27 protein-coding genes are annotated in these 24,500 nt (G+C 63.6%); 17 read left to right on the top strand and 10 right to left on the bottom strand.

Going from position 1 to position 24,500, the window contains the following annotated elements:
- Positions 1–108 precede the first annotated feature (108 nt).
- The 9 genes from HOP58_RS12005 (at position 109) to HOP58_RS11965 (ending at position 6,814) form a co-directional block, all read left to right on the top strand.
- Positions 109–1,002, top strand: a complete 894-nt coding sequence (locus tag HOP58_RS12005; RefSeq protein WP_010628274.1) for an urease accessory protein UreD — start codon at positions 109–111, stop codon at positions 1,000–1,002.
- 17 nt (positions 1,003–1,019) lie between these two features.
- A complete protein-coding gene (locus tag HOP58_RS12000) occupies positions 1,020–1,322 on the top strand; it encodes an urease subunit gamma (protein WP_010628275.1) in 303 nt (100 codons plus the stop codon).
- A 10-nt stretch (positions 1,323–1,332) separates the two neighbouring features.
- Positions 1,333–1,653: an urease subunit beta gene (locus HOP58_RS11995; protein WP_234260390.1), complete on the top strand. Its 321-nt coding sequence runs from the start codon at positions 1,333–1,335 to the stop codon at positions 1,651–1,653.
- Positions 1,650–3,371 carry an urease subunit alpha gene (ureC, locus tag HOP58_RS11990; RefSeq protein ID WP_234260389.1) on the top strand — a complete coding sequence of 574 codons (1,722 nt, stop codon included), beginning with the start codon at positions 1,650–1,652 and terminating at the stop codon, positions 3,369–3,371. Before HOP58_RS11995 ends, ureC begins: the two co-directional genes overlap by 4 nt.
- Positions 3,372–3,620: 249 nt before the next feature.
- Complete coding sequence (gene ureE, locus HOP58_RS11985) at positions 3,621–4,175, top strand: urease accessory protein UreE (RefSeq protein WP_234260388.1); 555 nt, start codon at positions 3,621–3,623, stop codon at positions 4,173–4,175.
- The gene (locus tag HOP58_RS11980; protein ID WP_234260445.1) at positions 4,153–4,887 is read left to right on the top strand and encodes an urease accessory UreF family protein; all 735 of its coding nucleotides are present in this window, start codon (positions 4,153–4,155) and stop codon (positions 4,885–4,887) included. Before ureE ends, HOP58_RS11980 begins: the two co-directional genes overlap by 23 nt.
- A gap of 298 nt (positions 4,888–5,185) precedes the next feature.
- Positions 5,186–5,824, top strand: a complete 639-nt coding sequence (ureG, locus tag HOP58_RS11975; protein ID WP_234260387.1) for an urease accessory protein UreG — start codon at positions 5,186–5,188, stop codon at positions 5,822–5,824.
- A 37-nt stretch (positions 5,825–5,861) separates the two neighbouring features.
- A complete protein-coding gene (locus HOP58_RS11970; RefSeq protein WP_234260386.1) occupies positions 5,862–6,464 on the top strand; it encodes a HupE/UreJ family protein in 603 nt (200 codons plus the stop codon).
- Between the two features lie 122 nt (positions 6,465–6,586).
- Positions 6,587–6,814, top strand: a complete 228-nt coding sequence (locus tag HOP58_RS11965) for a lipopolysaccharide assembly protein LapA domain-containing protein (protein WP_086509581.1) — start codon at positions 6,587–6,589, stop codon at positions 6,812–6,814.
- An 8-nt stretch (positions 6,815–6,822) separates the two neighbouring features.
- Here HOP58_RS11965 and HOP58_RS11960 read toward each other — a convergent pair whose 3' ends face one another.
- Positions 6,823–7,746: a YihY/virulence factor BrkB family protein gene (locus tag HOP58_RS11960; RefSeq protein WP_234260385.1), complete on the bottom strand. Its 924-nt coding sequence runs from the start codon at positions 7,744–7,746 to the stop codon at positions 6,823–6,825.
- Between the two features lie 311 nt (positions 7,747–8,057).
- Complete coding sequence (locus HOP58_RS11955; RefSeq protein WP_234260384.1) at positions 8,058–9,116, bottom strand: serine hydrolase; 1,059 nt, start codon at positions 9,114–9,116, stop codon at positions 8,058–8,060.
- Positions 9,117–9,180: 64 nt separating this feature from the next.
- Between HOP58_RS11955 and HOP58_RS11950 the strand changes: the two genes are divergently transcribed.
- The 4 genes from HOP58_RS11950 (at position 9,181) to dcd (ending at position 12,763) form a co-directional block, all read left to right on the top strand.
- Positions 9,181–9,822 (top strand): hypothetical protein, encoded by a 642-nt coding sequence (locus HOP58_RS11950; RefSeq protein WP_234260383.1) that lies wholly within the window; start codon positions 9,181–9,183, stop codon positions 9,820–9,822.
- 153 nt (positions 9,823–9,975) lie between these two features.
- Positions 9,976–11,097, top strand: a complete 1,122-nt coding sequence (locus tag HOP58_RS11945) for a hypothetical protein (RefSeq protein ID WP_234260382.1) — start codon at positions 9,976–9,978, stop codon at positions 11,095–11,097.
- A gap of 142 nt (positions 11,098–11,239) precedes the next feature.
- A complete protein-coding gene (gene apbC / locus HOP58_RS11940) occupies positions 11,240–12,070 on the top strand; it encodes an iron-sulfur cluster carrier protein ApbC (protein ID WP_346657459.1) in 831 nt (276 codons plus the stop codon).
- Positions 12,071–12,196: 126 nt separating this feature from the next.
- On the top strand, positions 12,197–12,763 hold the full coding sequence (gene dcd / locus HOP58_RS11935) for a dCTP deaminase (RefSeq protein ID WP_010628292.1): 567 nt from the start codon (positions 12,197–12,199) through the stop codon (positions 12,761–12,763).
- A 169-nt stretch (positions 12,764–12,932) separates the two neighbouring features.
- Here dcd and purN read toward each other — a convergent pair whose 3' ends face one another.
- The gene (gene purN, locus HOP58_RS11930) at positions 12,933–13,673 is read right to left on the bottom strand and encodes a phosphoribosylglycinamide formyltransferase (protein ID WP_234260381.1); all 741 of its coding nucleotides are present in this window, start codon (positions 13,671–13,673) and stop codon (positions 12,933–12,935) included.
- The gene (gene purM / locus HOP58_RS11925; RefSeq protein ID WP_234260380.1) at positions 13,670–14,746 is read right to left on the bottom strand and encodes a phosphoribosylformylglycinamidine cyclo-ligase; all 1,077 of its coding nucleotides are present in this window, start codon (positions 14,744–14,746) and stop codon (positions 13,670–13,672) included. Before purM ends, purN begins: the two co-directional genes overlap by 4 nt.
- 159 nt (positions 14,747–14,905) lie before the next feature.
- Between purM and HOP58_RS11920 the strand changes: the two genes are divergently transcribed.
- Positions 14,906–15,982, top strand: a complete 1,077-nt coding sequence (locus HOP58_RS11920; protein WP_234260379.1) for an AI-2E family transporter — start codon at positions 14,906–14,908, stop codon at positions 15,980–15,982.
- Positions 15,979–16,680, top strand: coding sequence for a DnaA regulatory inactivator Hda (gene hda, locus HOP58_RS11915; protein WP_010628296.1), 702 nt, complete (start codon positions 15,979–15,981; stop codon positions 16,678–16,680). The genes HOP58_RS11920 and hda overlap by 4 nt, the downstream gene beginning before the upstream one ends.
- 9 nt (positions 16,681–16,689) lie before the next feature.
- Here hda and HOP58_RS11910 read toward each other — a convergent pair whose 3' ends face one another.
- From HOP58_RS11910 to HOP58_RS11900, 3 genes are all read right to left on the bottom strand, one after another.
- Complete coding sequence (locus HOP58_RS11910) at positions 16,690–17,244, bottom strand: carboxypeptidase-like regulatory domain-containing protein (RefSeq protein WP_010628297.1); 555 nt, start codon at positions 17,242–17,244, stop codon at positions 16,690–16,692.
- A gap of 162 nt (positions 17,245–17,406) precedes the next feature.
- Positions 17,407–17,778 carry a phasin family protein gene (locus HOP58_RS11905; protein ID WP_010628298.1) on the bottom strand — a complete coding sequence of 124 codons (372 nt, stop codon included), beginning with the start codon at positions 17,776–17,778 and terminating at the stop codon, positions 17,407–17,409.
- A 120-nt stretch (positions 17,779–17,898) separates the two neighbouring features.
- Positions 17,899–18,900, bottom strand: a complete 1,002-nt coding sequence (locus HOP58_RS11900) for a sensor domain-containing diguanylate cyclase (RefSeq protein WP_010628299.1) — start codon at positions 18,898–18,900, stop codon at positions 17,899–17,901.
- Positions 18,901–19,130: 230 nt separating this feature from the next.
- Between HOP58_RS11900 and HOP58_RS11895 the strand changes: the two genes are divergently transcribed.
- Positions 19,131–19,883 (top strand): helix-turn-helix domain-containing protein, encoded by a 753-nt coding sequence (locus HOP58_RS11895; RefSeq protein WP_234254582.1) that lies wholly within the window; start codon positions 19,131–19,133, stop codon positions 19,881–19,883.
- A gap of 11 nt (positions 19,884–19,894) precedes the next feature.
- Here HOP58_RS11895 and HOP58_RS11890 read toward each other — a convergent pair whose 3' ends face one another.
- A complete protein-coding gene (locus tag HOP58_RS11890; RefSeq protein WP_234260378.1) occupies positions 19,895–20,386 on the bottom strand; it encodes a hypothetical protein in 492 nt (163 codons plus the stop codon).
- 269 nt (positions 20,387–20,655) lie between these two features.
- Here HOP58_RS11890 and HOP58_RS11885 point away from each other — a divergent pair, with 269 nt between their 5' ends.
- A complete protein-coding gene (locus HOP58_RS11885) occupies positions 20,656–22,035 on the top strand; it encodes a class II fumarate hydratase (RefSeq protein WP_234260377.1) in 1,380 nt (459 codons plus the stop codon).
- Position 22,036: 1 nt separating this feature from the next.
- Here the strand turns inward: HOP58_RS11885 and glpD are convergent, their stop codons facing one another.
- Positions 22,037–23,539: a glycerol-3-phosphate dehydrogenase gene (gene glpD / locus HOP58_RS11880; protein WP_234260376.1), complete on the bottom strand. Its 1,503-nt coding sequence runs from the start codon at positions 23,537–23,539 to the stop codon at positions 22,037–22,039.
- A gap of 193 nt (positions 23,540–23,732) precedes the next feature.
- On the bottom strand, positions 23,733–24,491 hold the full coding sequence (locus HOP58_RS11875) for a DeoR/GlpR family transcriptional regulator (protein WP_010628304.1): 759 nt from the start codon (positions 24,489–24,491) through the stop codon (positions 23,733–23,735).
- Positions 24,492–24,500 lie beyond the last annotated feature (9 nt).

Genomic DNA, 24,500 nt, shown 5'->3' with positions numbered 1-24,500 from the left:
CGCTGATTTTTTATAAGCTGTTGTTTATAAAGGCGAGTTGAAGCGATTCACCAAGCTGGTACGGCCCTTGCTGAAGGGTTGGTCAGATATGTATGACACGAGCCGCCAATGACCGCTTTCGCCACCTCCGCTTTCGCCAAGCCAGCGACGCACTCCGGCCATCGCTTCGATGCCGAGCGTCACTGGGCGGCGTCGCTGGCGCTCGGCTTTGACTGCCGCGATGGGCGCACGCGTATGGTCGAGGCGTGCCACCGCGGCCCGCTGCGGGTGCAGCGGCCTTTCTATCCGGAAGGGCGAGATGGCGCCTGCCACGTTTACCTGCTGCACCCGCCCGGCGGGTTGGTCAGCGGTGATGCCTTGAGCATCGCCGCGCGGGTCGAGGCGCAAGCCCATGCGCTGCTGACCACGCCGGCCGCCAACAAGCTCTACCGGGCCGACAGCCACGGCGTGGCGTGGGAACAGCGCACCAGCCTGAAGGTATCGCCGCACGGCATTCTCGAATGGCTGCCCCAGGAGACCATCGCCTTCGATGGCTCGCGGGGCATGCAGGAGACGCTCATCGAACTCGACGCGGGCGCACGCTGCCTGGGCTGGGAAGTGCTGGCGCTGGGCCGGCCGGCGAGCCGGCTGCCCTATGTATCGGGACGCATCGATCAGCGCTTCCGGCTGTTTCGCGATGGCAAGCCACTGTGGTTGGAGCGCCAACCGCTTGACCCGGCACATCCGCGCTTCGCCGGTCGCTGGGGCCAGGGGGGCGCCAGCGTGCAGGCCACCCTGTGGGCCGTGGGTCTCGCCGACGAACCCGCAGCCATCGAGGCGCTGCGCGATGCGATAACGGCGAGCCCGCGCTGGGCGGTGACCGTGCGCCACGGCGTGCTGTTGTTGCGTTACCTGGGTCATGAACGCAACGAAGCCTGGGAGATCTGCCGGCAAGCCTGGGCCTGCCTGAGGCCACTGCTGATCGGTGTGCCCGCTCATCCGCCCCGTATCTGGTTCACCTGACTCACCAGGAGAGACGCATGGAACTGACCCCGAGAGACAAGGACAAGCTGCTGCTGTTCTCCGCCGCCCAGTTGGCCGAACGACGCCGGGCACGCGGCCTCAAGCTCAACTATCCCGAGGCCGTGGCGCTGATCAGCTTCGAGATCATGGAAGGCGCGCGCGATGGGCGCAGCGTGGCCGAGCTGATGAGCTACGGACGCGAGATCCTCGGCCGTGACGATGTCATGGACGGGGTGGCCGAGATGGTGCACGAGGTGCAGGTCGAAGCCACGTTTCCTGACGGAACGAAACTTGTGACGGTGCATACACCGATTGTCTAAGGAGCCATCCATGATCCCCGGTGAGTATCAATTGAAGGACGGCGAGATCGAGCTCTGCGCCGGGCGCGAGCGGATCACGCTGGAGGTGGCCAATACCGGCGACCGGCCGATCCAGGTCGGCTCCCACTATCATTTCGCCGAGACCAACCCGGCACTGGTCTTCGACCGTGCCAGGGCGCGCGGTTTTCGCCTGGACGTGGCGGCGGGCACGGCGATTCGCTTCGAGCCGGGCCAGACCCGTGAAGTCACGCTGATCCCCTTTGCCGGCAGCCGCCACATCTACGGCTTCCGCGGCGACGTGATGGGTAAGCTGGATGGAGGTGGCGCATGAGCTCTCATTCCCCCAATCGCATCAGCCGGCAGGCCTATGCCGACATGTACGGCCCCACCGTAGGCGATCGCGTGCGCCTGGGCGACACCGAGCTGTGGATCGAGGTGGAGCGCGACGCCACCCACTATGGCGAAGAGGTTAAGTTCGGCGGCGGCAAGGTGATTCGCGACGGCATGGGCCAGAGCCAGCGCGCCGACGCCACGGTGATGGATACCGTGATCACCAACGCCCTGATCCTCGACTGGTGGGGCATCGTCAAGGCCGATGTGGGCATCCAGGCGGGCCGTATCGCGGCCATCGGCAAAGCGGGCAACCCCGACACCCAGCCCGATGTGGAGATCGTCATCGGCCCCGGCACCGAGGTGATCGCCGGTGAGGGCAAGATCCTCACTGCCGGCGGCATCGACGCGCACATCCATTTCATCTGCCCGCAGCAGGTGGAAGAGGCGTTGATGAGCGGCATCACTACCATGCTCGGCGGCGGCACCGGACCTGCCACCGGCAGCAATGCCACCACCTGTACGCCGGGCGCCTGGCACATCGGTAGGATGCTGCAGGCTGTGGACGAGCTGCCGATGAACGTCGGCCTGCTTGGCAAGGGCAATGCCAGCTTGCCTGAGGCACTCGAGGCGCAGATCGAGGCCGGGGTGATCGGCCTCAAGCTGCACGAGGACTGGGGCACCACCCCGGCTTCCATCGATACCTGCCTGGGTGTGGCCGAAAGGTACGACGTGCAGATTGCCATTCATACCGACACCCTCAACGAGTCGGGCTTCGTCGAGGATACCCTGGCCGCCTTCAAGGAGCGCGGCATCCACACCTATCACACCGAGGGCGCCGGTGGCGGCCATGCGCCGGACATCCTGATTGCCTGTTCCAAGCCCTACGTGCTGCCGTCGTCGACCAACCCGACGCGGCCCTACACGATCAACACCATCGACGAGCATCTCGACATGCTGATGGTGTGCCACCACCTCGACCCGAACATTCCCGAGGACGTGGCCTTCGCCGACTCGCGCATCCGTCGCGAGACCATTGCCGCCGAGGACATCCTGCAGGACATGGGGGTGATCTCGATGATCGCCTCGGACTCCCAGGCCATGGGGCGGGTGGGGGAGGTGGTGTGTCGTACCTGGCAGACCGCGCACAAGATGAAGGTGCAGCGCGGGCTGCTGCCGGAGGACGAGGCGCTCGGCGCCGATAACTTCCGCGCCCGGCGCTACATCGCCAAGTACACCATCAATCCGGCGATCACCCACGGCATCGCCCATGAGGTGGGCTCCATCGAGGTGGGTAAGCTGGCCGATCTGGTGCTGTGGAGCCCGGCCTTCTTCGGCGTCAAGCCGGCGCTGATCCTCAAGGCGGGCATGATCGCGGCGGCGCCGATGGGCGATCCCAATGCCTCGATCCCCACGCCGCAGCCGGTGCACTACCGCCCCATGTTCGGCGCCTTCGGCCGGGCGGCGAGCCAGAGCCGCGTGAGTTTCGTCAGCCAGGCGGCACTGGACGCCGGCATCGGGGAGAAGCTGGGGTTGCAGAGCCCGCTGGTGGCTTGCAAGAACGTGCGCGGGGTGCGCAAGAGCGACATGAAGCTCAACGACGCCTGCCCCGAGCTCAGCGTCGATCCGCAGACCTACGAGGTGCGCTGTGACGGCGAGCTACTGACCTGTGAGCCGGCCACCGAGTTGCCATTGGCGCAGCGCTACCACCTGTTCTGAAGCATTCGAGGATGACGCCATGCTCGCAACCCCGCGCTCACCACGCCACGCGCCCGAAACCCTGGCATCCCGGCCGGACTCCTGCGGTCGGAAAGACGGCACATCCCTGTGCCGGCTTTCCTCGATCTTCATCCATGAAGATCGCCCGCATCGTCTCGCCCGGACTGCCAGCGGTCGCGCGAGGTGGTTCGGCGGGGTGCGGCCTGGCGCCAGGCTGGCCCAGGACCTGAACTCAACGAGGCAATAGCAATGCTGAAACTGATCGAACGCCTGGGACCCGTCGAGGGGCGCCAGGCCAGCGACACCCTCACGCTGCCCTATGAGCTGCGCATTCGCGGTCGGCTCAAGGCGGTGAGCGACTCCGGTCGCGAACTTGGGCTGTTTCTCGACCGTGGCCCGGTACTGCGCCATGGCGAGGGGCTGCGCGCCGAGAGCGGCGAGATCGTGCGGGTCAGGGCTGCCGACGAGCCGGTGGTGACCGCCCGGGTCGAAGCGGGCTTGCCTCTGGCGCGGCTCGCCTACCACCTTGGCAATCGCCACGTGCAACTGGCGCTGGGCGAGGACTGGCGAGGTGGTTACGTGCGCTTCCCACCGGATCACGTGCTGGAAGAGCTGGCCGAGTTGCTGGGAGCGAGTCTGGAGCGGCACGAGGCGTCTTTCGATCCCGAGCCAGGCGCCTACAACCAACTCGGCCATTCACACGCTCATGGTCACGACCACGACGACCCCAGTCATGGCCATGACCACGACCATGACCACGACCATAGCCATAACCACGGCCATGGGCATCACCATGCCCTGTGAGGCGACGCCCGTGAATGTCACGGCCCAGAGCGACGACCTGGCGCTGCTGGGACTGCTGCAATTGGTCAGCCCGGCGCTGCCGATCGGGGCCTTTGCCTTCTCCCAGGGGCTCGAGAGCGCTTTCGAGCTGGGCTGGGTAGATGACGAAGAGAGCCTCGGTGACTGGCTGGAAGGCGTGCTCGATGATGGCCTGACCCGCTGCGAGCTGCCGGTACTGGCGCGCCTGCAGCACGCCTGGGGAGAGCAGGATGTCGAGGCGATAGCGCAGTGGGATTGTTGGCTTGCCGCCAACCGCGAAACTGCCGAGTTGGCCGCCGAGGACTCGCGCCTGGGTGCTTCGCTGGCGCGGCTGCTGGGCAGCCTGGAGCTGCTGCCCGCTGAGTTGCCGAATGGGACTCCCGCGCTGCCGGCAGGGGCAGGCTACGTGACCGTTTTTGCCTGGGCCGCCCGGGTGCGTGGGGTGGCGCCACGCCAGGCCATGCTCGGCTTCGCCTGGGCCTGGCTGGAGAACCAACTGGCGGTGGCCTGCAAGGCGTTGCCGCTGGGGCATACCGCTGCCCAGCGCCTGATCGAGCGGCTGCGCCCGGCGCTGGTGGCTGCGGTGGATGAAGCCCTCGCGCTCGGTGACGACGAACTTGGCCCGGTGCTGCCTGGGCTGGCCCTGGCCAGCGCGTTGCACGAAACGCAGTACTCGAGGCTGTTTCGGAGTTGATTGTGATGAGTACGTGGCGTCAGGTGAATTGGTACATGACGCACCGGGGGCATGGGGAGCGCTGGCGAATCCACCTCACGCGGCCGCTGGCATGACGGCCGAAGCGAAGCGGTCGATCTTCAGGGAAGAAGATCGAGGAAAGCCGGCACAGGGATGTGCCGTCTTTCCGACCGCTGAGACCGGCCGTCGGGCCAGGGTTTCGGTCGCGTGGTGTGGTGAGTCGGCGTGTTCCCATGTCCAGGCACGCTGCATTCAAGAATGAACACGTTGCGTTCAAGAATGAACGAGGAGTAACGACATGACACATTGCCTACGCGTCGGCGTCGGTGGCCCGGTGGGCTCCGGCAAGACGGCCCTGCTCAAGCAGCTGTGCCTGGCGCTGCGCGACCACTACGACATTGCCGTGGTGACCAACGACATCTACACCCGTGAGGATGCCGACTTCCTGCTGCGCCACGAGGCGCTGCCGGCCGACCGCATCCTCGGCGTGGAGACCGGAGGTTGCCCGCACACGGCGATCCGCGAGGATGCCTCGATGAACCTCGCCGCCATCGACGAACTGCAGGAGCGGCATTCAGGCCTGGAGCTGGTGCTGGTGGAGTCCGGTGGCGACAACCTCTCGGCCACCTTCAGCCCCGAGCTTTCCGACCTGACCCTCTACGTGATCGACGTCTCCGCCGGCGACAAGATCCCGCGCAAGGGCGGCCCCGGTATCACCAAGTCGGATCTGCTGATCATCAACAAGATCGACATCGCCGAGCAGGTTCACGCCTCGCTCGAGGTGATGGAGCGCGATTCGAAGAAGATGCGCGGCGAGCGCCCGTTCGTCTTCACCAATCTCTACGATGGCGTCGGCCTCGAGGAGATCATCCGTTTCATTCTTGACCGCGGCATGCTGCCGGAGCGCCGGCCCCAGGCTCAGCCGGCCAGTGCCTGACGACCATTCGACTACCTTCGGCTAGGAGATCGCCATCATGAAAACGACCTGTTCATCATCCACACAGCTGGCTCTGCTCGCGGCACCGATGCTTCTCCTCCTCGCCGGTCTGGCCGTGGCCCACCCGGGGCACGACCATGCCCACGGCGGTGGTTTTGCCGCCGGCCTGGCCCACCCGCTGCTGGGGCTCGACCACCTGCTGGCGATGCTGGCGGTGGGGCTGTGGAGCCTGCGTCAGAGCCGGGCCTTCAGCCTTGCTGCGCCGGCTCTGGCAGCGGGCGGCATGTTGTTGGGAGCGGGGCTGGCCTGGGCCGGCGTGGTATTGCCGGGCGTGGAGTTCGGCATCGCCATGTCGGTATTGCTGGCAGGGGTGCTGATCGCGGCGCTGGTCAAGGTGCCCACGCTGGTGGGGGCGGGTGTGGTCGTGCTGTTCATGCTCTTCCACGGCCATGCCCATGGCAGCGAGATGCCCCACGGTGCCTCCATGCTGACCTATCTGGCAGGCTTCACCCTGGCGACCCTTGCCATCACCTACGCAGGGCGTGCCGCGGGGGCGTTCCTGATGGCGCGTGAGAACCGTATCCTGCGGGCGCTGGGCGTTGCGATCGCCGCCGCGGGGGCGCTGTTCGCCCTGGGCTGATCCCCACTCGCAATCCTGGTTTTGTCGCGCCCGGCTTCGGCCGGGCGCGCCGTATTAGCAAAAGTTGACAGAAAACGCGCCGCCACCCAGCTTTAAGGGGATGCTTGGGGAAAGGAGAGCGCATGGATACGCTACTGCTGGCGATCAAGATCGTCGTGACTCTGCTGGTCGCGATTCTCTTCGTGCAGAACATCACCCTGGTCGAGGTGCGCTTCCTGACTTGGGGAATGCGGATGCCGTTGGCGCTACTGCTGCTGGTGATCTATGTGCTGGGCATGGTCAGTGGCAAGTCGCTGTTTCATCTGCTGAATCGGTTGCGTAGCCAGCGCAGCCGTGGCCCACGCCATTGAGCACTGCTTTAGTCCACGTGAGTGACTGGTTCGCGGCGAGGGTCCACGTACCACGGCAGGCCGCGGCGGGCGTTGTACTCGAGTTCGGCGATCACCTGAGCGCCGAGCAGCAGGATCATGGCACCCACTTCCAAGGTGAGCAGCACCACGACGATGGTGGCAAGCGAGCCATAGACCACATTGACCAGCGAGATGTTGAGAAAGTAGAACATCAATAGGAAACGTACTCCCTCCCACAGCAACGCCGCGACGAAGCCGCCCACCAAGGCTCGTTTCAGAGCGATTTTTACCACCGGTAGAACCTTGTAGATGGCACTGAAGAGCAAGAAGACGCCGAAAAAACTGAACAGGTTGAGCAGGGGGTTGGAGAGTCCGGCCAGTGGCATCTCGCGACCGGCGACCAGACGCCATAGGGTGCCGATCGCCTCGGCCAGAGCCACCATCAGAGTGAGTGCCAGCAATCCGGCACCCAGCACCAGCATGAACAGATAGGGCAGTAGTACCGAGACCCAGACGCTGCGCTTCGGGTGGGCTTCCGGCGTATGGAAGATGATCGCCAAGGCATCCTCCAGCATACGAAAGGCAAAGGAGCTGAAGACCAGCAGTACCAGGATGCCGAACAGCCCGATCATGTCACGCGATGCCAGCAGAGTGCGTACGGCTTCCATCAGGCCCTCGGCGTGGGCGGGGGCAAGATGAACCACTTGAACACTAAGCACCTCGAGCATCACGGCTTCATCGACGATCTGGGTCAGCAGCACGGCGAGCAGGGCAAAGAGGGGAACGATGGAGAGCAGGATGTTGTAACCGACGCCGCCGGCAAGCAGGATGCCGCGGTTGCGCAGGAAGTTCGTCAGCACGCGCCAGAGAAAGGCGCCCGTACGTGGCAACAGCACGAACATGACACGCTGCGACTTGCGTACCTGGGACATGGCGAGCGTCGCTCCTTGTGCCGTTATGCGGGATCCTGCCTCGTAAGGTATTCGCCTCGGTAGGCGACCACAAGTCGGTTGCTTCGCTGGCTGGATTTCATTGGTCCGCTACACTGGGGCTGACGGTGGCCTGGTTGTCACCACGTCGACTACTTTGAACCCGACGGCAAGGAGAGCTGTATGCGAAATATCATCTATATCATTGGCCTGATCGTGGTGGTGCTTTTCATCCTGTCGATGCTGGGGCTGCGCTAGGCTTGGCGTCATGACCGAGCGGGGCGGTCATGACGGGCGGGGTATGGAAGGCTGCCTCAGGCTTCTCTGAGCAGCCTTTCGATCAGCCCATGCAGGAGTTCCTGCCGAAACCGGGAGCCATCGGAGCTGGGTGCGGGGTCGGCCGTAATGGCGATAGTAAGAGCCCGCGAGGGAATTACGTACAGGCCTTGCCCACCGAAACCACGCCCGTAATAGACTTGCTCACCCGCCAGGGTGGTGATGAACCAACCGTATCCGTAACCGTCATTCGTCCAGCGCGACGTACCGCGCGACTGCCAAGAAGCTTCCACCCAGTCTTGCGGCAGCACGCGGGTACCGTCGATCTCGCCTTGCAGGCGATAGAGTTCGCCAATCCGAATCAGCGCCCTGGGCGAGAGCGACATGTCGTTGCCGCCGAAATAGATGCCCTGAGGGTCCTGGGGCCAGGCAGGGATCGCGATGTCCAGCGGTTCGCCAAGCAGACGGCGGGCGAGTGCCAGGGTGCTCTCGCCGGTCGCTTCGGTCAGTGCTGCCGAAAGCAGGTGAGAGCTGCCGGTAGAGTAGAGCATGGCACCGCCGGGACGGTCGGCGAACGGGCGGTTCAGCGCATCGGCCACCCAGTCGCGGCTGGCCACCCAGGCACCGTAGTTGTTGCCGGAAGTACGCTCGAGCCCCGCCTGCAGTGTCAGCAGATGTTCCACGGTGATCTCGCTGACGCGGGGATCGACCCCGGCGGGAACCCTGGGTCCCAGCAGCTCGACGATGGGCTGGTCGACGCTCTCGATCAGGCCCGCTTCGATGGCGGCACCCACCAAGGCGGCCAGAACGGTCTTGGACAACGACTTGATGTTGACCGGCTGATCGGTGTCGGGTCCTTGCAGGCGATGGTCGAGGACGATATCGCCATGCTCGGCAACGACCACGGCATGCAGGCGTGGGATCTCGCCTGCTTCGGCAGCGAGGCGGCTCAGCGCTCGTTCGCTCGTCGCCGTGTTCGCCTTTGCCATGCCTGGCTGCGTGAGTGGCCCGAGCAACAGGCAAAGCAGCGCCAGCAGCATGGCGGGAAGCCAGCGAGGACGAGCATGCCAGGCCAGAGAAGGTAGGGGCTTCGACATGCTTGCTCTCCGGTCGTGTGCCTGTTTCCCTATTCTAGACAGCATACCGTTGGAGGCCGTGAACATGTTTGGCTCGTTGGCAACCCCATCCTCCGGAAGACGGCATCAGGCGCGTTTCGAGCGGCTGCTACGCTGGCTGGGTATCGCACTGGCCGTGCTGCTGTTGACCGGCTGTGCCGGCCGCGTCGTGCCGCCCGAACCGCGCTTGCTCGAACAACCCGTCGATATCTATCTGCTGGATCATGGCCGGCACGCCAGCCTGGTACTACCACGTGAATCGGGGGGCGTGGTGCGCTACAGCTATGGCGACTGGCGCTGGTACGTCGAGGGGCGTCAGCACGCACTGAGCGGTGCCGCGGCCATGTTGTGGCCCACCGATGCGGGCATTGGCCGAGCCGTGCACCCCGACATCGACGCTCCCGAACAGTTTCACCGGCTGGCCCCGGAGGGCCTGACCGACGTCTATCCCCTGGAAGCCGACATGGGACGTGTGCAGGCCTTGAAACGGCGGCTCGATGCGCACTTCGAGCGGGCCGATGTGGAACCGGTGCCGAGCGAGCAGTACGGCCTGGAGTTCGTGCCCTATCCACGCGGTTATTCCGCCGCTCATCAATCGAATCTGGTGGTTGCCCAATGGCTGCGCGAACTCGACTTCGAGGTCCGCGGTTCGCCCTGGCTGTCGAATTGGCGGGTCACTCCGCGCTGACGGCACGCGATTTTTCATACGCTAAGCTTGACGAACGGTTTGCTGGCGGCTTCCTTTCGCTGCCTTGGCTGCCTATGTATGCTGAGGAAGGAACCTACGCGAGCGTCACGCCAAGCGTGACGATCAACATGGACCATCTGGAGGGTCTTGCCCATGTCGGAAACACCCGAAAGTCCACTCTACAAGGACAGACGCGTCATGGCCCTGGTGGCCATCGCCGTGCTGGCCATCCTCTGGGCGATTCTTGCTCATAACAGCGCCGGCAACCAGCGTGAACGCAGCGCCGCGCTCGAGGAGCAGCTGGCTGCGCTGGAAGGTGAGCACCAGGAGTTGGTCAGGGAACTCAATGAGCGCAATGAGGCCGGGGAGAACATCGAGGCGCTGGAGCGGCGGCTGGCCGAACTCGAGGAGGAGCGGCAGTCGGCGGAAGCCGCCCTGCACGATGAGCAGGAGGCCGCTCGCGGCGAGATCGAGCGTCTCGAAGCCGAGGCGGTAGAGGCTTCTGCCCGTGTCGACGAGTTGCAGGAGGAGCGCGAGGCGCTGGAGGGCGACCTCGAGGCACGCCGTGGCGAGCAGGCCGAAATGGAGGAGAGCCTGACGGCGCTGCGCGATGACTTCCAGGCGGTAGACGAAGCTCGTGCCGATGCCGATGAAGCCCGTCAGGATGCGGAAAGCGCACGCCAGGAAGCCGAGGCCGCGCGCCAGACCGCCGAAGAGGAGCGCCAGGAGGCAGAAGCAGCGCGCCGCCAGGCTGAAGAGGAACTCGAGCAGATATCCAGTGAGCTGGAGCGCATGCGAGAGGAGGCCGCAGCTGGCCAGGAGCAGCTCGATACGCTGAATCAGGCCATCGAGGAGCGCCAGCAGGCAGTCGAAGCGCTGGAGAACGACATCGAGGCGCTGGAGGCCTGGCGTAGCGAGGTCGAGGGCGAAGTGGGCGAAATCCGCGACGAGCGCGAGGCGGCCACGTCAGAACTCGAGGCGATTCGCCAGGAGCGCGATGAAACCAACGAAGAGATCGAATCGGCCCGTGGTGAACTCGAGGAGCTGGAGGCCCAGGTTCAGCGTCGTCAGCAGCAGCTCGAGCAGGTCGAGGAGCAGCTTGCCCAGTGGCGCGATGCGCTGGGGGATCTCGAGCTGCGCACTCAACAAGGGCAGCAGCAAGATCAACAGCAGGGCCAGCAACAGGGCCAGCAACAGGGCCAGCCTCAAGGCCAGCAGGCCACTCAGCAGACGCCGCAAGAAGAGGAAGAGGCCGAAGAGGCCGAGAGCAACTGAGCGCCGTGAGGGCGAAACGATGCGGCGGGCCTTGGCCCGCCGCATGTCTTTATGGAGACTTCGATGTCGCTCGGTCGCGCTCGTATCGGGAGCTGGCGCGTTATACTGAGCGTGTCAGACAATTGCCATTCGCAGGACACTCATCTGCAGGAATAAGGAGTCAGTCGTGATCGAAGGGGTCAAGCATATCGTGGCCGTGGCATCCGGCAAGGGTGGGGTGGGCAAATCCACCGTTACCGTCAATCTGGCGCTGGCCATGGTTGCCGAAGGGTATCGTGTCGGCATTCTCGATGCCGACATCCACGGCCCCAGTCAGGCGCAGATGCTGGGTGTTCCAGAAGGCGTGCGGCCCCAGCAGGCCGGCGAGAACAAGTTCCGGCCGTTGGAGACCCATGGCGTACAGGCCATGTCGATGGCTTTCATGGTCGACACCCGGGAGCCCATGGTGTGGCGCGGCCCGATGGTGGCGGGAGCCTTTCAGCAGCTGTTGACCCAAACGGCCTGGGACGACCTCGATGTACTGTTCATCGACATGCCGCCGGGCACCGGCGATATCCAGCTGACGCTGGCGCAGAAGGTTCCGGTGGATGGAGCGGTCATCGTGACCACGCCCCAGGACATCGCGTTGCTCGATGCCCGCAAGGGTATCGAGATGTTCCGCAAGGTCAACGTGCCGGTGCTGGGCGTGGTGGAGAACATGAGCCTCCACGTGTGTTCCCAGTGCGGTCATGCCGAACCGATCTTCGGCGAAGGCGGCGGTGAGCGTATCGCCGGTGAGTACGAGACCAAGGTGCTGGGCAGGCTGCCGCTTGCGCTGTCGATTCGCGAACAGGCGGACGGGGGCCGACCCACCGTTGTTGCCGAGCCGGAAGGCGAGGTGACGGCGACCTTCCGTGACATGGCACGGCAGATCGCCGCTGAGCTGGGCGGCCAGTCGCCGAGCGAAGGGCCGAGCATCTCGTTCAGTGATTGACAGTGTTCAGCCCGTTGGCGACGGGCCGTGACGAGTGCACCTAGGGCCGCTATGATAGCGGCCCTAGACGACTTTTCAGCCAAAGCCTACTTCTTCATTCTCGGCACAACTCATTCAGGACGTCCCATGAGCATCAAGCCCGACAGTTGGATCCGCCGCATGGCCGAGCGGGAAGGCATGATCGAACCCTTCGAAGCCGATCAGGTGCGTTACGTCAACGATCAGCGGGTGATCTCCTACGGTACCTCCAGCTATGGCTACGATGTCCGCTGTGCCGATGAATTCAAGGTGTTCACCAATATCCACTCGGCGGTGGTCGACCCCAAGAATTTCGATGAGAAGAGCTTCGTCGACATCAAGGGCGACGTCTGCATCATCCCACCCAACTCCTTCGCCCTGGCGCGCACCGTGGAATATTTCCGCATTCCGCGCAGCGTGCTGACCATCTGTCTGGGCAAGTCGACCTACGCTCGCTGCGGCATCATCGTCAACGTGACGCCGTTGGAGCCGGAGTGGGAAGGGCACGTGACCCTGGAGTTCTCAAACACCACCAACCTGCCGGCCAAGATCTACGCCAACGAGGGTGTGGCGCAGATGCTGTTCCTCGAGTCGGACGAGGTGTGCGCGACCTCCTACAAGGATCGCGGCGGCAAGTATATGGGGCAGAGGGGGGTCACTCTGCCCCGCACCTGAGAAAGCGTCGATTTATTGCTGCGCTCGACCTTCTGACCGCCGGCGGTGCTCAAAATCCTCATGTAGCAGGCTACACTCCGGTTTTTGCGCTCCGGCGGCGATCAGCATGTCATCGCTCGCGACATAAATCGCTGGCTTTCTGTACAAGCTCCTTATTGAGCTTCACCTATCATGTGTCGCCGAGGTCTTCGTCAAGTTCTTCGGCGGCGTCGGCGTGGGAGAGGCGTAGCCCCTGGGGCGGCAGCGGGGTGCCGTCGAGCAGGGCGCTCTCGCCTTCGAGGCGCAGGCGCCCCTCGAGGAACCACTTCACCGCGATGGGGTAGATCAGGTGCTCGCGGGCGTGCACCTTCTCCTTAAGGCTGGCTTCGGTCTCGCCCTCGTTAACCGCTACCACGGCCTGGATGGCGACCGGGCCGCCGTCCAGCTCCTCGGTGACGAAGTGCACGCTGCAGCCGTGTTCGGCCACGCCGTCGGCGAGTGCCTTGGCATGGGTGTTGAGGCCACGGTAAGCGGGCAAAAGGGAGGGGTGGATGTTGAGCATGCGGCCGTGGAAGCGCTGCACGAAGCGTGAGCTTAGAATGCGCATGAAGCCGGCCAGTACCACCAGATCGGGTTCGTGGCGCTCGATCACCTTGATCAGGGCACCATCGTAGGCTTCGCGATTCTCGTACTCGCCGTGGGGTAGCACTACGGCATCGATGCCGGCATCACGGGCACGCTGCAGGCCGTAGGCGTCGGCAACGTTGGAGATCACCGCCACGATCTCGCCGCCCAGGCGGTCGTGGGTCTGCTCGTCGATCAGCGCCTGCAGGTTGCTGCCGTTACCCGAGATCAGCACCACCACCCGGCGTGTGCCGGTGGGCTCGGGGGTGAAGTCCGTCATGGTGTCGCCGTCGTACGCTTCGCTCATGCTTCGAGGTTCTCCAGCAGAACCGCTTCTTCGCCTTCGCCGCGGGCGATGATCTCGCCGATGCGATAGACCGCCTCGCCCTGGGCCTGCAGGTGGGCGCGGGCCTGATCGGCCTTCTCGGCGGGTACGACCACGACCATGCCGATACCGCAGTTGAGCACGCGGTACATTTCGTGTTCCGCCACGTTGCCCTGCTGCTGCAACCAGTCGAACAGCGCCGGACGCGTCCAGCTCTTCACGTCGATGCGTGCCGCCAGGGAGTCGGGCAGTACCCTAGGAATGTTCTCCAGCAGCCCGCCGCCGGTGATGTGCGACAGGGCATGAACGGCGATACCGCTCTCCTTGATCAGCGACAGCAGCGGCTTGACGTAAATCCGTGTGGGAGCGAGCAGAGCGTCGCCCAGTGGCCGGCCGTCGATGGCGGTATCCAGCGATGCGCCGCTCACTTCGAGGATCTTGCGGATCAGCGAATAGCCGTTGGAGTGAGCGCCGCTGGAGGCGATGCCCAACAGTACGTCGCCTTCGCCGACCTTGCTGCCGTCGAGGATCTCGGATTTCTCCACCACGCCGACACAGAAGCCGGCCAGGTCGTAGTCGCTGCCTTCGTACATGCCGGGCATTTCGGCGGTTTCACCGCCTACCAGGGCGCAGCCGGCCTGTTCGCAACCCTCGCCGATGCCGGCGACGACGTCAGCGGCGATGTCCACATCCAGTTTGCCCGTGGCATAGTAGTCGAGGAAGAACAGCGGTTCGGCGCCGGCCACCACCAGGTCGTTGACGCACATGGCGACCAGATCGATACCGATGGAGTCGTGTCGACCCAGGTCCATGGCCAGACGCAGCTTGGTGCCTACGCCGTCGGTGCCCGAGACCAGCACCGGTTCGCGATAGCCGGAAGGCAACTGGCACAGGGCGCCGAAGCCGCCCAGTCCGCCCATCACCTCGGGGCGCATGGTGCGCTTGGCGACGCCCTTGATGCGGTCGACCAGGGCGTTGCCGGCATCGATGTCGACGCCGGCGTCCTTGTAGCTCAGGGATGCCTTGGCATTGTCGGGAGAGGTGGAATCGGTCATGGCCTGTCCTGTACGAAGTAGCGCGGTTATGTGGCCCGGCGCAAGGCGACGCAACGCCTGATGGCCGAAGCAGTGGGCAAGATCGGGCCGGAATTGTAGCATCACGACGCACGGCTCGCATCGCCGTGGATGGAGAACGCAGGGAGGTGTGGAGCTGTGATGCGTAAAGAATGGTGGGTGCTGATTGGCGCGGTCGCCTTGGTGTGGCTGCTGTTCCAACTGGAAACGATGCTGATGCCGTTCATCGCCGGGATGATCCTGGCGTACCTGAGCGATCCGCTGGCCAATCGATTGCAGCGCCTGGGGCTTTCGCGCGCCTTGGCGGTGTGCGGCGTGTTCTTCATCCTGACCTTGGTGCTGGGGGTAGCACTGCTGGTGCTGATCCCGCTGGCCGTGCAGCAGGTGCGCCAGTTCGGGCTGATGATTCCGGGAATCTTCGAGTGGGTGGAAACGGTGCTGGCGCCGCAGATCCGCGGTTGGACGGGACTGGACGTGGCGGCGGATCTCGATAACGTGCAGGAGACGCTGGCCGAACACTGGCAGGACGCCGGCGGTTACCTGGCCCAGTTCCTGGGACAGATCGGGCGCTCGGGGGCGGCGTTCCTGGCCTGGGTGACCTATTTCGCGCTGATTCCGGTGGTCACGTTCTATCTCCTGCTGGACTGGAACCGCCTGATCGTCAATCTGCGCAATCTCATCCCGCGGCGCCTGGAGCCGGATGCGGTGCGTCTCAGCCTGCGCTGCGACGAAGTGCTTTCGGCTTTCCTGCGTGGCCAACTGCTGGTCATGCTGACTTTGGGGGCCATCTACGCCATTGGGCTGACCGTCATGGGGCTTCGCTTCGGGCTGCTGATCGGTATGCTGGCGGGGCTGGCCAGCATCGTGCCGTTTCTCGGCTTCATCGTCGGTATCAGCGTGGCGCTGATCGTGGCGTTCTTCCAGTTCGGCAGTTGGGTGGCGCTGCTTGGCGTGGTCATCGTGTTCAGCATCGGTCAGATCATCGAAAGCGTGGTGCTGCAGCCCAAGCTGCTGGGAGACCGCATCGGTCTGCATCCGGTGGCGGTGATCTTCGCCGTACTGGCGGGCGGCAACCTGTTCGGTTTCACCGGGGTGCTGCTAGCGCTGCCGGCTGCGGCGGTGATCATGGTACTCTTGCGGGAACTCAACGAACGCTACAAGCGCAGCAGCCTTTACGACGCCGATAAAAAAGAGCGTAGCAGCGAGGATTCATCATGAGTCGAGCGCCTGCGCAGCTGCCTCTGGGGGTGGGGCTGCGTGACGATGCCACTTTCGAGAGTTTTCTACCGGCCGCCAATGCCACCTTGCTGGATCGCCTTTCGCGCCAGCTCGATGCCGACGGCGAGCCGTTCCTCTTCCTGTGGGGGGCGTCCGGCAGCGGTCGCAGTCATCTGTTGCAGGCGGCCTGCCATGCGGCTTCCGACCGGGACCTTCGCGCGCTCTATCTACCGCTGCACGACCTGGGGCACTTCCCGCCCTTGATGCTTGAGGACGTGGAGCGCCTCGACCTGGTGGCCATCGACGACGTGGACGTCGTCATCGGGCGACGTCGCTGGGAGGAGGGCTTGTTTCATGCCTTCAATCGCTTGCGCGATGCCGGCAAGCGTCTGGTGATGTCGGCGTCGGCTGCGCCCCGCCAGCTGCCCGTCGCACTGCCCGATCTGGCCTCGCGTCTTACCTGGGGCGTCACCTTTCAACTGCAGCGGCTGGATGACGGCGAAAGGTTGCAGGCTCTGCAGCTGCGTGCGCGCATACGTGGCATGCAGCTTTCCGAGGAGGTGGCCCGCTATATTCTTCATCGCGGACCGCGACGTCTGGACGAACTGTTCGACGAGCTGGCCGTGCTCGACCGTGCTTCGCTGTCGGCCCAGCGCAAGCTGACGATTCCCTTCGTCAAGCAGGCGCTGGGTTGGTAGCGCGTTGTGTCAGCGACTCAGATTGACCTCGAGGCGCTGGCCGTTGCGCAGTGACACCTGGCGCAGTATCACCTGGCGCTGGCCGTTGCTGGGGTTGACCACGCTTCCCGAGACATAGAACTCACCGGGGGGCAGGCCCTGCAGGGAAAAGTTGCCGTTGCCATCGGTGCGCGCGGTGTGGGTGTATTCACGCGCCCGCGGGTCGGCCGGCTCGACCGCACGTCCTGCCAGGGCATGCTCGGCGGCTTCGGCCGAATAGGTGGTGACCGGCGCCACGGAGATGGTCTCCCCGGTGCCGGGAGTGCCGTTCAGACTGAGCCTGCCTGAAATGGCGGCGGTGCCGCTCTTCGGCAGCGCCGCATATTCGCTCGCCGGAAAAGCCACCTGACGAGCGATTCTCCCTGGGGTGGGGGCAGGGCGCTCGGCGTCGGGGCGTTCGACGTCGGGGCGTTGCGGGTCGCCGATATCGATCACCTCGATACGCTCGGGTGGTGGCCCCGGCTCCATCATCTGGCAGCCGACAAGAGTGAGACTCACCAAGGCTACGGGTAACCAGGCTTTCATTCGATTGCTTCCTCATTGCGACATGCCCGTGCAGGACGAGCATAAACGATGGGAGCCGGCTGGCGACAGATGGAAAGATGAAACTGGCGAGAAAACTGGAGAGAAAAAACGAAGGCCCGCCGAACGTGGTTCGGCGGGCCTTGCGTTAGGACGGGTAGAGCATCAGGCCTTGGCGGTCTGGCTCTGGGCGACCTTTTGTGCTTCCTGCAGGCTGCTTTCAGCCAGTTTCTGGCTCTGCTGGAAGAAGTCCTGATGCAGGGTAACGGCCTTCTCGGCATCGCCCTTGAGACGCTCGGTCACGTCCTTGGCGAACTGCTGCTGACCTTCCAGGTAGCTACGCAGACCGTCGGCATCGCGGACTTCGAGCAGCTTGCGGGCTTGCGCCAGGCTGGTGTCGGTATAGGCCTTGACGGCCTCTAGCTGGGCGCCGACCAGCTTTTCGGAATAGTCGATGCTCAGGGCGGCATAGGCACGCGCCGGGCCCAGCAGCATGGTTTCGAAAGGCTTGGTGTCGAAGCTGAATGATTTCATCATGAGTAAGGTATCTCCGGATGTGTTGTGTAATTTCGAACGGATGTCCGCTCTATTGCAATGCAGCATAGCAAAGGTTCTTGCTGCATTGCAATATGTGCTTGATGAATTGGTGCTTGGCGATCAGGCCGCACATTCGATGCGATTTCGCCCGTTGCGCTTGGCCTGGAGCAACAGTGCGTCGGCACGATCGATCAGGTCGATCACGACGTCGTCGCCCGGCGCCCGGCTGGCGATCCCGATACTCAGCGTGAGACGGCTCGTCTGGGTGAGGGTGTTGCGCAGACGCTCGGCCAACTCCTGCGCGCCACTGGCCGTGGTCTCCGGCATCAGGATCAGGAATTCGTCCCCGCCGTATCGGCCCACCAGATCGCACTCGCGTACGGTCGCCAGTATCGTGCGTGCCACGCAGCGCAGGGCTTCGTCGCCCACTAGATGGCCGCGCGCGTCGTTGAGCGTCTTGAAATGATCGATATCGAGCATCAGCAGGCAAAGCGGCAGCTCGTAGCGGATGGCGCGCCTCAGCTCCTGTTCGGCCAGCTCCATCAGATAGCGCCGGTTGTAGGTGCCGGTCAGATGATCGTGAGTCGCCAGGTAGGCCAATTTCTCGTTGGCCGCGATCAGTTCGGCCGTGCGTTCGCAGACTCGGCGCTCCAGCTCGCCCGTGATCCCTGGGGTGAGCATGTGATGCTCGCGGGAGAAGGCCCGATCATGGGATATCCCGAACAGATGGGTCACAGTGCCCTCGGTGTTGGTGATGGGAACCAGCAGCGTCTGCCGATGGATATGCTGATAAATACCATCCCTGTCGAGATAGTCGCCATTCTCTTCATATCGCACCGGTGCCCCGGACTCTACGCAGCGACCCAGGTTGGCCAGCACACCGTGACAAAGCGGGGCGGGTAGCGACTGTTCGATACGCTTGCCGATGACGGCGTTCGTCTCTGCGCTCGTCGTCTCGTGAGTGGAGTTCATGGCCTCGATCACGAAATTGCCCGGTCCCTCGACGCGAACGATGAACATGTGTTCCGGGCAGTATTCCCACAGGCTGCGCACCAATAGCAGGCATGTATTGGCATTGAGCTGACTGAGGATGTCCGTCGTCAACCAGGATTTCTGTTGCATGTTTCTGCTCCCTTGGTGGTGTCCTCCCTGTACCGAGTGGTACACCGATCCTGTGCGATGCAGCATTAACACTAGGCGGCTGTAATTTTTCGTGCAGCATGGTTTTCGTCATGACAACGTGGGGTGGGTTATCACATTTCTCTGCCCAGGGTATGAAGTAAGTCAGACTACGGTGCGGCCCGGCAAACCTATAATTGCTAAGTGTGTGCCAAGGCAAGGAGAGTCGCATCATGACGAGCCGTGGCAAGTACGTATATGGCGGGCTTGAGAGCGGTACCGGTTGTCTCTCGTGTTATCTCAATGCGCTGTGCATTGCCGAGGAGCTGTTGCCCGAGGAGACATTGCTACTCAGCGAAATGGTCGTTCCTCCCATCCGTCTCGAAAAGCGGCAGGTGTTGTATCGCCAGGAGGCACCTTTCACCAGCCTGTATGTCGTGCGTACCGGCTGCCTCAAGCAGGAGACTGTCGTCGAAAGCGAACAGCTGCTGACGGCGATCTGGCTGCCCGGCAGCATCATCGGCTGTGATGCCATCGGCCTGGAGCGCTATCCTTCTACTGTCAGCGCTCTCGACACCGCGACCTTGTGCGAGTTGCCTTTCGAGCGGCTCGAGGCGGTGATGCAGAGATTGCCGAAATTGCGTCGACGCCTGCAGAGAACGATCAGCCGCAGCATGCAGCAGGAGCGCATGAGCCTGCATCGACTGTTGAGCCGTACTGCGGAGGCGCGTATGGCCAGTTTTCTGCTGGCTGTGTCGGATTGTTTTCATCGCCGTGGCTATTCTCCTACTCACTTTCGCTTGCCCGTATCGCGCAACGACATCGGCAGCTATCTGGGGCTGACCCAGGAGACGGTCGGTAGAACCCTGGCCACTTATCAGGCGCAGCGGCTGCTGCGTGTCACGGGACGTGACTATCAGCTGCTCGATCTTGCAAGACTCGAGCGCTTGGCCTCTTCCACCGGCAGGCGGCAGAAGAGGCCATGAAGGGTCGAGGGTCAGGCTCGCTGAGCCACCGCAGGCGGTCTGTGCTGTTCCCAGTACTCGAGCAGGACTCGACATTCGCCCTCCTTTTCGCTGACGAAATTGAGCAACGGCCGATGAAGTTCCGCCGTGGCGTTGGTATTCAACATCCAGTCGAAGAAGTGCTTCGATTCCATGGCCGCCCGGATGGCGTGCTCGATCATCTGTTCGCCCATGACCTCGTCGACGATGAAGAAGTGAGGTTCCGGAATCGGGAAGGGTGCAACGTTGCCTGGCGCTCTAACGATGCAGGCTTCGAGTTCCAGGCAGACGGCCACCTGATGAAGCTGGCCGAGGCGCTTCTCGCACTGCAGGCCCAGCGTTGCCATTAACCTGCTCGTCTGCGGAGCCCTGGGTAGAAACCGAAGGGTCAGGCGGCGGTAGCGCTGGAGCTCGGCGGCTTCGTGCTCGTAAGCGAGAGTGAGCTGTTCGTGCGGCAACAAGAGCAAGGTATGGGTCATGTCCATGAGTCGGTTCTTCCAGATTGTGCTGTTGTGATCGAGGCTTTTTTAGGTGCCCTGAGTGGTGGGCTAAGCGATCTTAGGGAAAGGCCTTTTGGCGTCGCAACGACAGTTATCATGTTGGCGTCCGATAACGAGCGAATAGGAAAGAAACCTGACAGTTGTCAATCCGCTCATTGGCAGCGCTATCTGGTGCCTCTCACGGTCTGAATGGCTTGCAAGCCTCGATTCCCGGCACCATGGTGAAGGGAGCGATCGTCTAGCGAGGGAGTGACATGAGCGATCATCGTATCGAACGAGACAGCATGGGTGAGCTGCGGGTGCCGGTCTCGGCGCTCTATGGCGCCCAGACCCAGCGTGCGGTGGAGAATTTTCCGGTGTCGGGCCAGCCGATGCCGGCTGGCTTCATCCATGCCATCGCCCGCATCAAACTGGCCGCTGCCAAGGTCAGCCGTGAACTGGGCCTGCTCGACGGCGAGCGAGCCGAAGCCATCGTCGCGGCGGCTCAGGAGATCGTCGACGGCAAGCACGACGACCAGTTCCCGGTGGACGTGTTCCAGACCGGTTCGGGCACCTCGAGCAACATGAACGTCAACGAGGTGATAGCCCACTTGGCCAGCCGCGAAGGGCTGAAGGTGGGGCCCAACGACCATGTCAACATGGGTCAGTCGAGCAACGACGTCATACCTACCGCCATCCATCTTTCCGCGGCGCTGGAGGTGACCGCGCAGCTGCGTCCCGCGCTGGTGGCATTGCGTGCCACCATCGACGAACGGGCGCTGGAACTGGATCGCGTGGTGAAGACCGGCCGTACCCATCTGATGGATGCCATGCCACTGCGCCTGGGGCAGGAGCTCGGCGGTTGGTCGAGCCAGGTCGGCCAGGCCATCGAGCGTATCGACAGCGCCATGGTGCGGCTGTCACGGCTGGCTCAGGGCGGTACAGCGGTAGGCACCGGGATCAACGCTCATCCCGAGTTCGCCGAGCGCATGGCACGTCAACTGAGTGAGCAGACAGGGCTCGCTCTGGCGCCCAACGACAGCTTTTTCGCCAGCCTCGGCTCGCAGGATGCGGCGGTGGAGCTTTCGGGGCAGCTCAAGGGGCTGGCCTGCGTGGTGATGAAGATCGCCAACGACCTGCGCTGGATGAACTCGGGGCCGTTGGCCGGCTTGGGCGAGATCGAGCTCGAGGCGCTGCAGCCGGGGAGTTCGATCATGCCGGGCAAGGTCAATCCGGTGATTCCTGAATCGGCGGCGCAGGCTGCTGCCCAGGTGATCGGTCTGGATGCGGCGATAACCGTGGCGGGGCAGAGCGGCAACTTTCAGCTCAACGTGATGCTGCCGCTGATCGGTTACAACCTGCTGACCTCGATTCGGCTGATGAGCAATACGGCGCGCCTGCTGGGCGAGCGCGCCATTGCCACTTTCCGGGTGCGCGAGGATCGGCTGGCGGAGCCGCTGGCGCGCAACCCGATCCTGGTCACGGCCCTGAACGGGGTCATTGGCTACGACGCCGCGGCAGCCATCGCCAAGCAGGCCTATCAGGCGGGGCGGCCGATCATCGACGTGGCCGAAGAGCAGACCGACCTTGATCGTGAGGAGCTCGAGCGGCTGCTCGATCCGGCCAGCCTGACCTACGGTGGTATTCCCGAATAGCTCAGGCGGCCAGGGCCTGTCGGTGGGCTTCCACGTGTGCCTGTAGTCGCTCAACTTGGCGCGGCGTCAGCCGCAGGCCCAGCTTGGTGCGCCGCCACAGGATGTCCTCGACGGTGGTGGCCCATTCATGGTCGACCAGATAGTCGGCTTCGGCGACGGTGAGGCCGGCGCCGAAATGTTCGCCCAGGTCCTCTTCGCATTGGGTGCCTGCGAGGAAGCGCAGGCACAGGCTGCCGTAACTACGCGCGAAGCGCCGTGTCCGCGCTTCCCCGAGCCAGGGGTAGTCGTGCCGCAGCCGCGCCATGAAATTCTCCTGATTGCCGATCTCGCCGCCGGGCAGGGCGGCTTCGGCGGTCCAGCTCGGCCCCATGGCTGGCAGAACAGGCTTGAGCTGCTTCAAGGCGGCTTCCGCCAGCTTGCGATAGGTGGTGATCTTGCCGCCGAATACGGAGAGCAGCGGGGCACCTTGATCGTCGAACGCCAGGGTGTAGTCCCGGGTCATGGCCGAAGGCTCGGCCGATTCGTCGTCGCACAGGGGGCGTACGCCGGAGAAGCTCGAGATGACGTCGCTGCGCTGGAGCTGACGGCGGAAGTGAGCATTGACCACGCCAAGCAGGTAATCGACTTCCTCTTCACTGATGGCAGCCTGGGCCGGGTCGCCCTGATAGCGGCGGTCCGTGGTGCCGATCAGGCTGAAGTCGTCCTCGTAAGGGAGGACGAACACGATGCGTCGGTCGCTGTTCTGCAGAATGTAGGCACGGTCGTCGCCGTTCAGCCGCGGCACGATCAGGTGGCTGCCCTGAATCATGCGGATGCTGTAGCGGGAGTTACGTGCCGCCTGCTCGCGGACCACCCGCTCGACCCATGGGCCGGCGGCATTGACCAGGGTGCGCGCCTGGCGCTCGAAGCGCTCGCCGCTGCGGACGTCCTCCAGCTCGATGCGCCAGATGCCGTTCTCCTCCTTCGCCCCGATGCAGCGGGTGCGCACCAGAATCTCCGCGCCACCTTCGCGTGCCTGTAGCGCGTTGAGCACCACCAGGCGAGCATCATCGACCCAACAATCGGAATATTCGAATCCGCGCTTGATGCCTTCCTGCAGGGGCGAATCCGCAGCGAAACGAACGCTGCGTGAACCGGGCAGCATCTTGCGCTTGCCCAGATGGTCGTAGAGGAACAGGCCGGCCCGAATCATCCAGGCGGGGCGCAGGTGAGAGCGGTGCGGGAGAATGAAACGCAGCGGCCAGATGATGTGCGGCGCCTTGTGCAGCAGCACTTCGCGCTCACGTAGCGCCTCCCCCACGAGGCGGAACTCATGATGTTCGAGATAGCGCAATCCACCATGGATCAACTTGCTGCTGGCCGAGGACGTGGCGCCGGCCAGGTCCCCTTGCTCGCACAGGCTGACCGACAGGCCGCGCCCGGCAGCATCGTTGGCAATGCCCGTGCCGTTGATGCCGCCGCCGATGATGAAAAGGTCGAGTAGGTGGTGCGACGTGTGCGCCATGGACTGAAAGGCTCCGATCTCGCGTCAGCAATAAGCTGGCTTTCAAACAGTGTATGTTTGAAAGCGAACATAGATCAATCGAAATCGAACATCAAGACACGGAGGAAAATGCGCCGACGTTTCGGTCGGCGCGGTTCAGGTCGCAAGGAAAGTCGAAAAGGAGAGATCGAAAGGGCGAGGTCGAAGGAGCAGCTCAGGCGATATGCAGGGCGACGTCATTGACCTGCATCAGGTGAACGATGCGCTCGGGGGGCTGGCGGTCGGTGAACAGCGCATCCAGCTGGGCGATGTTGCCCTGCCGCACGACGGGGTTGCGGTGGAACTTCGAATGGTCCGCGGTCAGGTAGACCTGACGGGAATTGCGGATGATGGCCTGGGCCACGCGAGCTTCCTGATAATCGAACTCGAGCAGGGAGCCATCCTCATCGATACCGCTGATACCGATGATGCCGAAGTCCACCTTGAACTGATTGATGAAATCGATGGTGGCCTCGCCGATGATGCCTCCATCGCGTGAACGTACCTGGCCGCCGGCGATGATGACGTTGAAATCTTCCTTGTGCTGCAGAATTGCCGCCACATTGAGGTTGTTGGTGATCACCTCGAGCCCCTGGTGGTCGAGCAGCGCCTCGGCGACCACCTCGTTGCTGGTGCCGATATTGATGAACAGCGAGGCGTGATCGGGAATGTGGCTTGCCACCAGAGCGGCGATGCGTCGCTTGGCCTCGAGATTGAGGTTCTTGCGCGTGCTGTAGGCGGTGTTGACGGTGCTCGATTCGAGCCCGGCGCCGCCGTGCACGCGTCGGATCATGCCCTCTTCCGCCAGAGCGTTGAGATCGCGGCGTATGGTCTGTGGCGTGACCGAAAAATGCTCGGTCAGCTGTTCGATACTGGCGTAGCCCTGGCGGCGTACCAGTTCAACGATGGCATCTTGTCGCTGTTGCTGGTTCATGACGGCTCC

The organism is Halomonas sp. MCCC 1A11062, from assembly GCF_021404355.1.
Lineage (GTDB): Bacteria > Pseudomonadota > Gammaproteobacteria > Pseudomonadales > Halomonadaceae > Halomonas > Halomonas aerodenitrificans.
Note: the sequence above shows the minus strand (reverse complement) of the source record. Positions and strands in the feature narration are given on the sequence as shown.

What these genes read in the sequence shown, in the direction of transcription:
- HOP58_RS12005 (WP_010628274.1), top strand. Translation starts at nt 109, where the DNA reads ATGACCGCTTTCGCCACCTCCGCTTTCGCCAAGCCAGCGACGCACTCC.
- HOP58_RS12000 (WP_010628275.1), top strand. Translation starts at nt 1,020, where the DNA reads ATGGAACTGACCCCGAGAGACAAGGACAAGCTGCTGCTGTTCTCCGCC.
- HOP58_RS11995 (WP_234260390.1), top strand. Translation starts at nt 1,333, where the DNA reads ATGATCCCCGGTGAGTATCAATTGAAGGACGGCGAGATCGAGCTCTGC.
- ureC (WP_234260389.1), top strand. Translation starts at nt 1,650, where the DNA reads ATGAGCTCTCATTCCCCCAATCGCATCAGCCGGCAGGCCTATGCCGAC.
- ureE (WP_234260388.1), top strand. Translation starts at nt 3,621, where the DNA reads ATGCTGAAACTGATCGAACGCCTGGGACCCGTCGAGGGGCGCCAGGCC.
- HOP58_RS11980 (WP_234260445.1), top strand. Translation starts at nt 4,153, where the DNA reads ATGGGCATCACCATGCCCTGTGAGGCGACGCCCGTGAATGTCACGGCC.
- ureG (WP_234260387.1), top strand. Translation starts at nt 5,186, where the DNA reads ATGACACATTGCCTACGCGTCGGCGTCGGTGGCCCGGTGGGCTCCGGC.
- HOP58_RS11970 (WP_234260386.1), top strand. Translation starts at nt 5,862, where the DNA reads ATGAAAACGACCTGTTCATCATCCACACAGCTGGCTCTGCTCGCGGCA.
- HOP58_RS11965 (WP_086509581.1), top strand. Translation starts at nt 6,587, where the DNA reads ATGGATACGCTACTGCTGGCGATCAAGATCGTCGTGACTCTGCTGGTC.
- HOP58_RS11960 (WP_234260385.1), bottom strand. Translation starts at nt 7,746, where the DNA reads ATGTCCCAGGTACGCAAGTCGCAGCGTGTCATGTTCGTGCTGTTGCCA.
- HOP58_RS11955 (WP_234260384.1), bottom strand. Translation starts at nt 9,116, where the DNA reads ATGTCGAAGCCCCTACCTTCTCTGGCCTGGCATGCTCGTCCTCGCTGG.
- HOP58_RS11950 (WP_234260383.1), top strand. Translation starts at nt 9,181, where the DNA reads ATGTTTGGCTCGTTGGCAACCCCATCCTCCGGAAGACGGCATCAGGCG.
- HOP58_RS11945 (WP_234260382.1), top strand. Translation starts at nt 9,976, where the DNA reads ATGTCGGAAACACCCGAAAGTCCACTCTACAAGGACAGACGCGTCATG.
- dcd (WP_010628292.1), top strand. Translation starts at nt 12,197, where the DNA reads ATGAGCATCAAGCCCGACAGTTGGATCCGCCGCATGGCCGAGCGGGAA.
- purN (WP_234260381.1), bottom strand. Translation starts at nt 13,673, where the DNA reads ATGAGCGAAGCGTACGACGGCGACACCATGACGGACTTCACCCCCGAG.
- purM (WP_234260380.1), bottom strand. Translation starts at nt 14,746, where the DNA reads ATGACCGATTCCACCTCTCCCGACAATGCCAAGGCATCCCTGAGCTAC.
- HOP58_RS11920 (WP_234260379.1), top strand. Translation starts at nt 14,906, where the DNA reads ATGCGTAAAGAATGGTGGGTGCTGATTGGCGCGGTCGCCTTGGTGTGG.
- hda (WP_010628296.1), top strand. Translation starts at nt 15,979, where the DNA reads ATGAGTCGAGCGCCTGCGCAGCTGCCTCTGGGGGTGGGGCTGCGTGAC.
- HOP58_RS11910 (WP_010628297.1), bottom strand. Translation starts at nt 17,244, where the DNA reads ATGAAAGCCTGGTTACCCGTAGCCTTGGTGAGTCTCACTCTTGTCGGC.
- HOP58_RS11905 (WP_010628298.1), bottom strand. Translation starts at nt 17,778, where the DNA reads ATGATGAAATCATTCAGCTTCGACACCAAGCCTTTCGAAACCATGCTG.
- HOP58_RS11900 (WP_010628299.1), bottom strand. Translation starts at nt 18,900, where the DNA reads ATGCAACAGAAATCCTGGTTGACGACGGACATCCTCAGTCAGCTCAAT.
- HOP58_RS11895 (WP_234254582.1), top strand. Translation starts at nt 19,131, where the DNA reads ATGACGAGCCGTGGCAAGTACGTATATGGCGGGCTTGAGAGCGGTACC.
- HOP58_RS11890 (WP_234260378.1), bottom strand. Translation starts at nt 20,386, where the DNA reads ATGGACATGACCCATACCTTGCTCTTGTTGCCGCACGAACAGCTCACT.
- HOP58_RS11885 (WP_234260377.1), top strand. Translation starts at nt 20,656, where the DNA reads ATGAGCGATCATCGTATCGAACGAGACAGCATGGGTGAGCTGCGGGTG.
- glpD (WP_234260376.1), bottom strand. Translation starts at nt 23,539, where the DNA reads ATGGCGCACACGTCGCACCACCTACTCGACCTTTTCATCATCGGCGGC.
- HOP58_RS11875 (WP_010628304.1), bottom strand. Translation starts at nt 24,491, where the DNA reads ATGAACCAGCAACAGCGACAAGATGCCATCGTTGAACTGGTACGCCGC.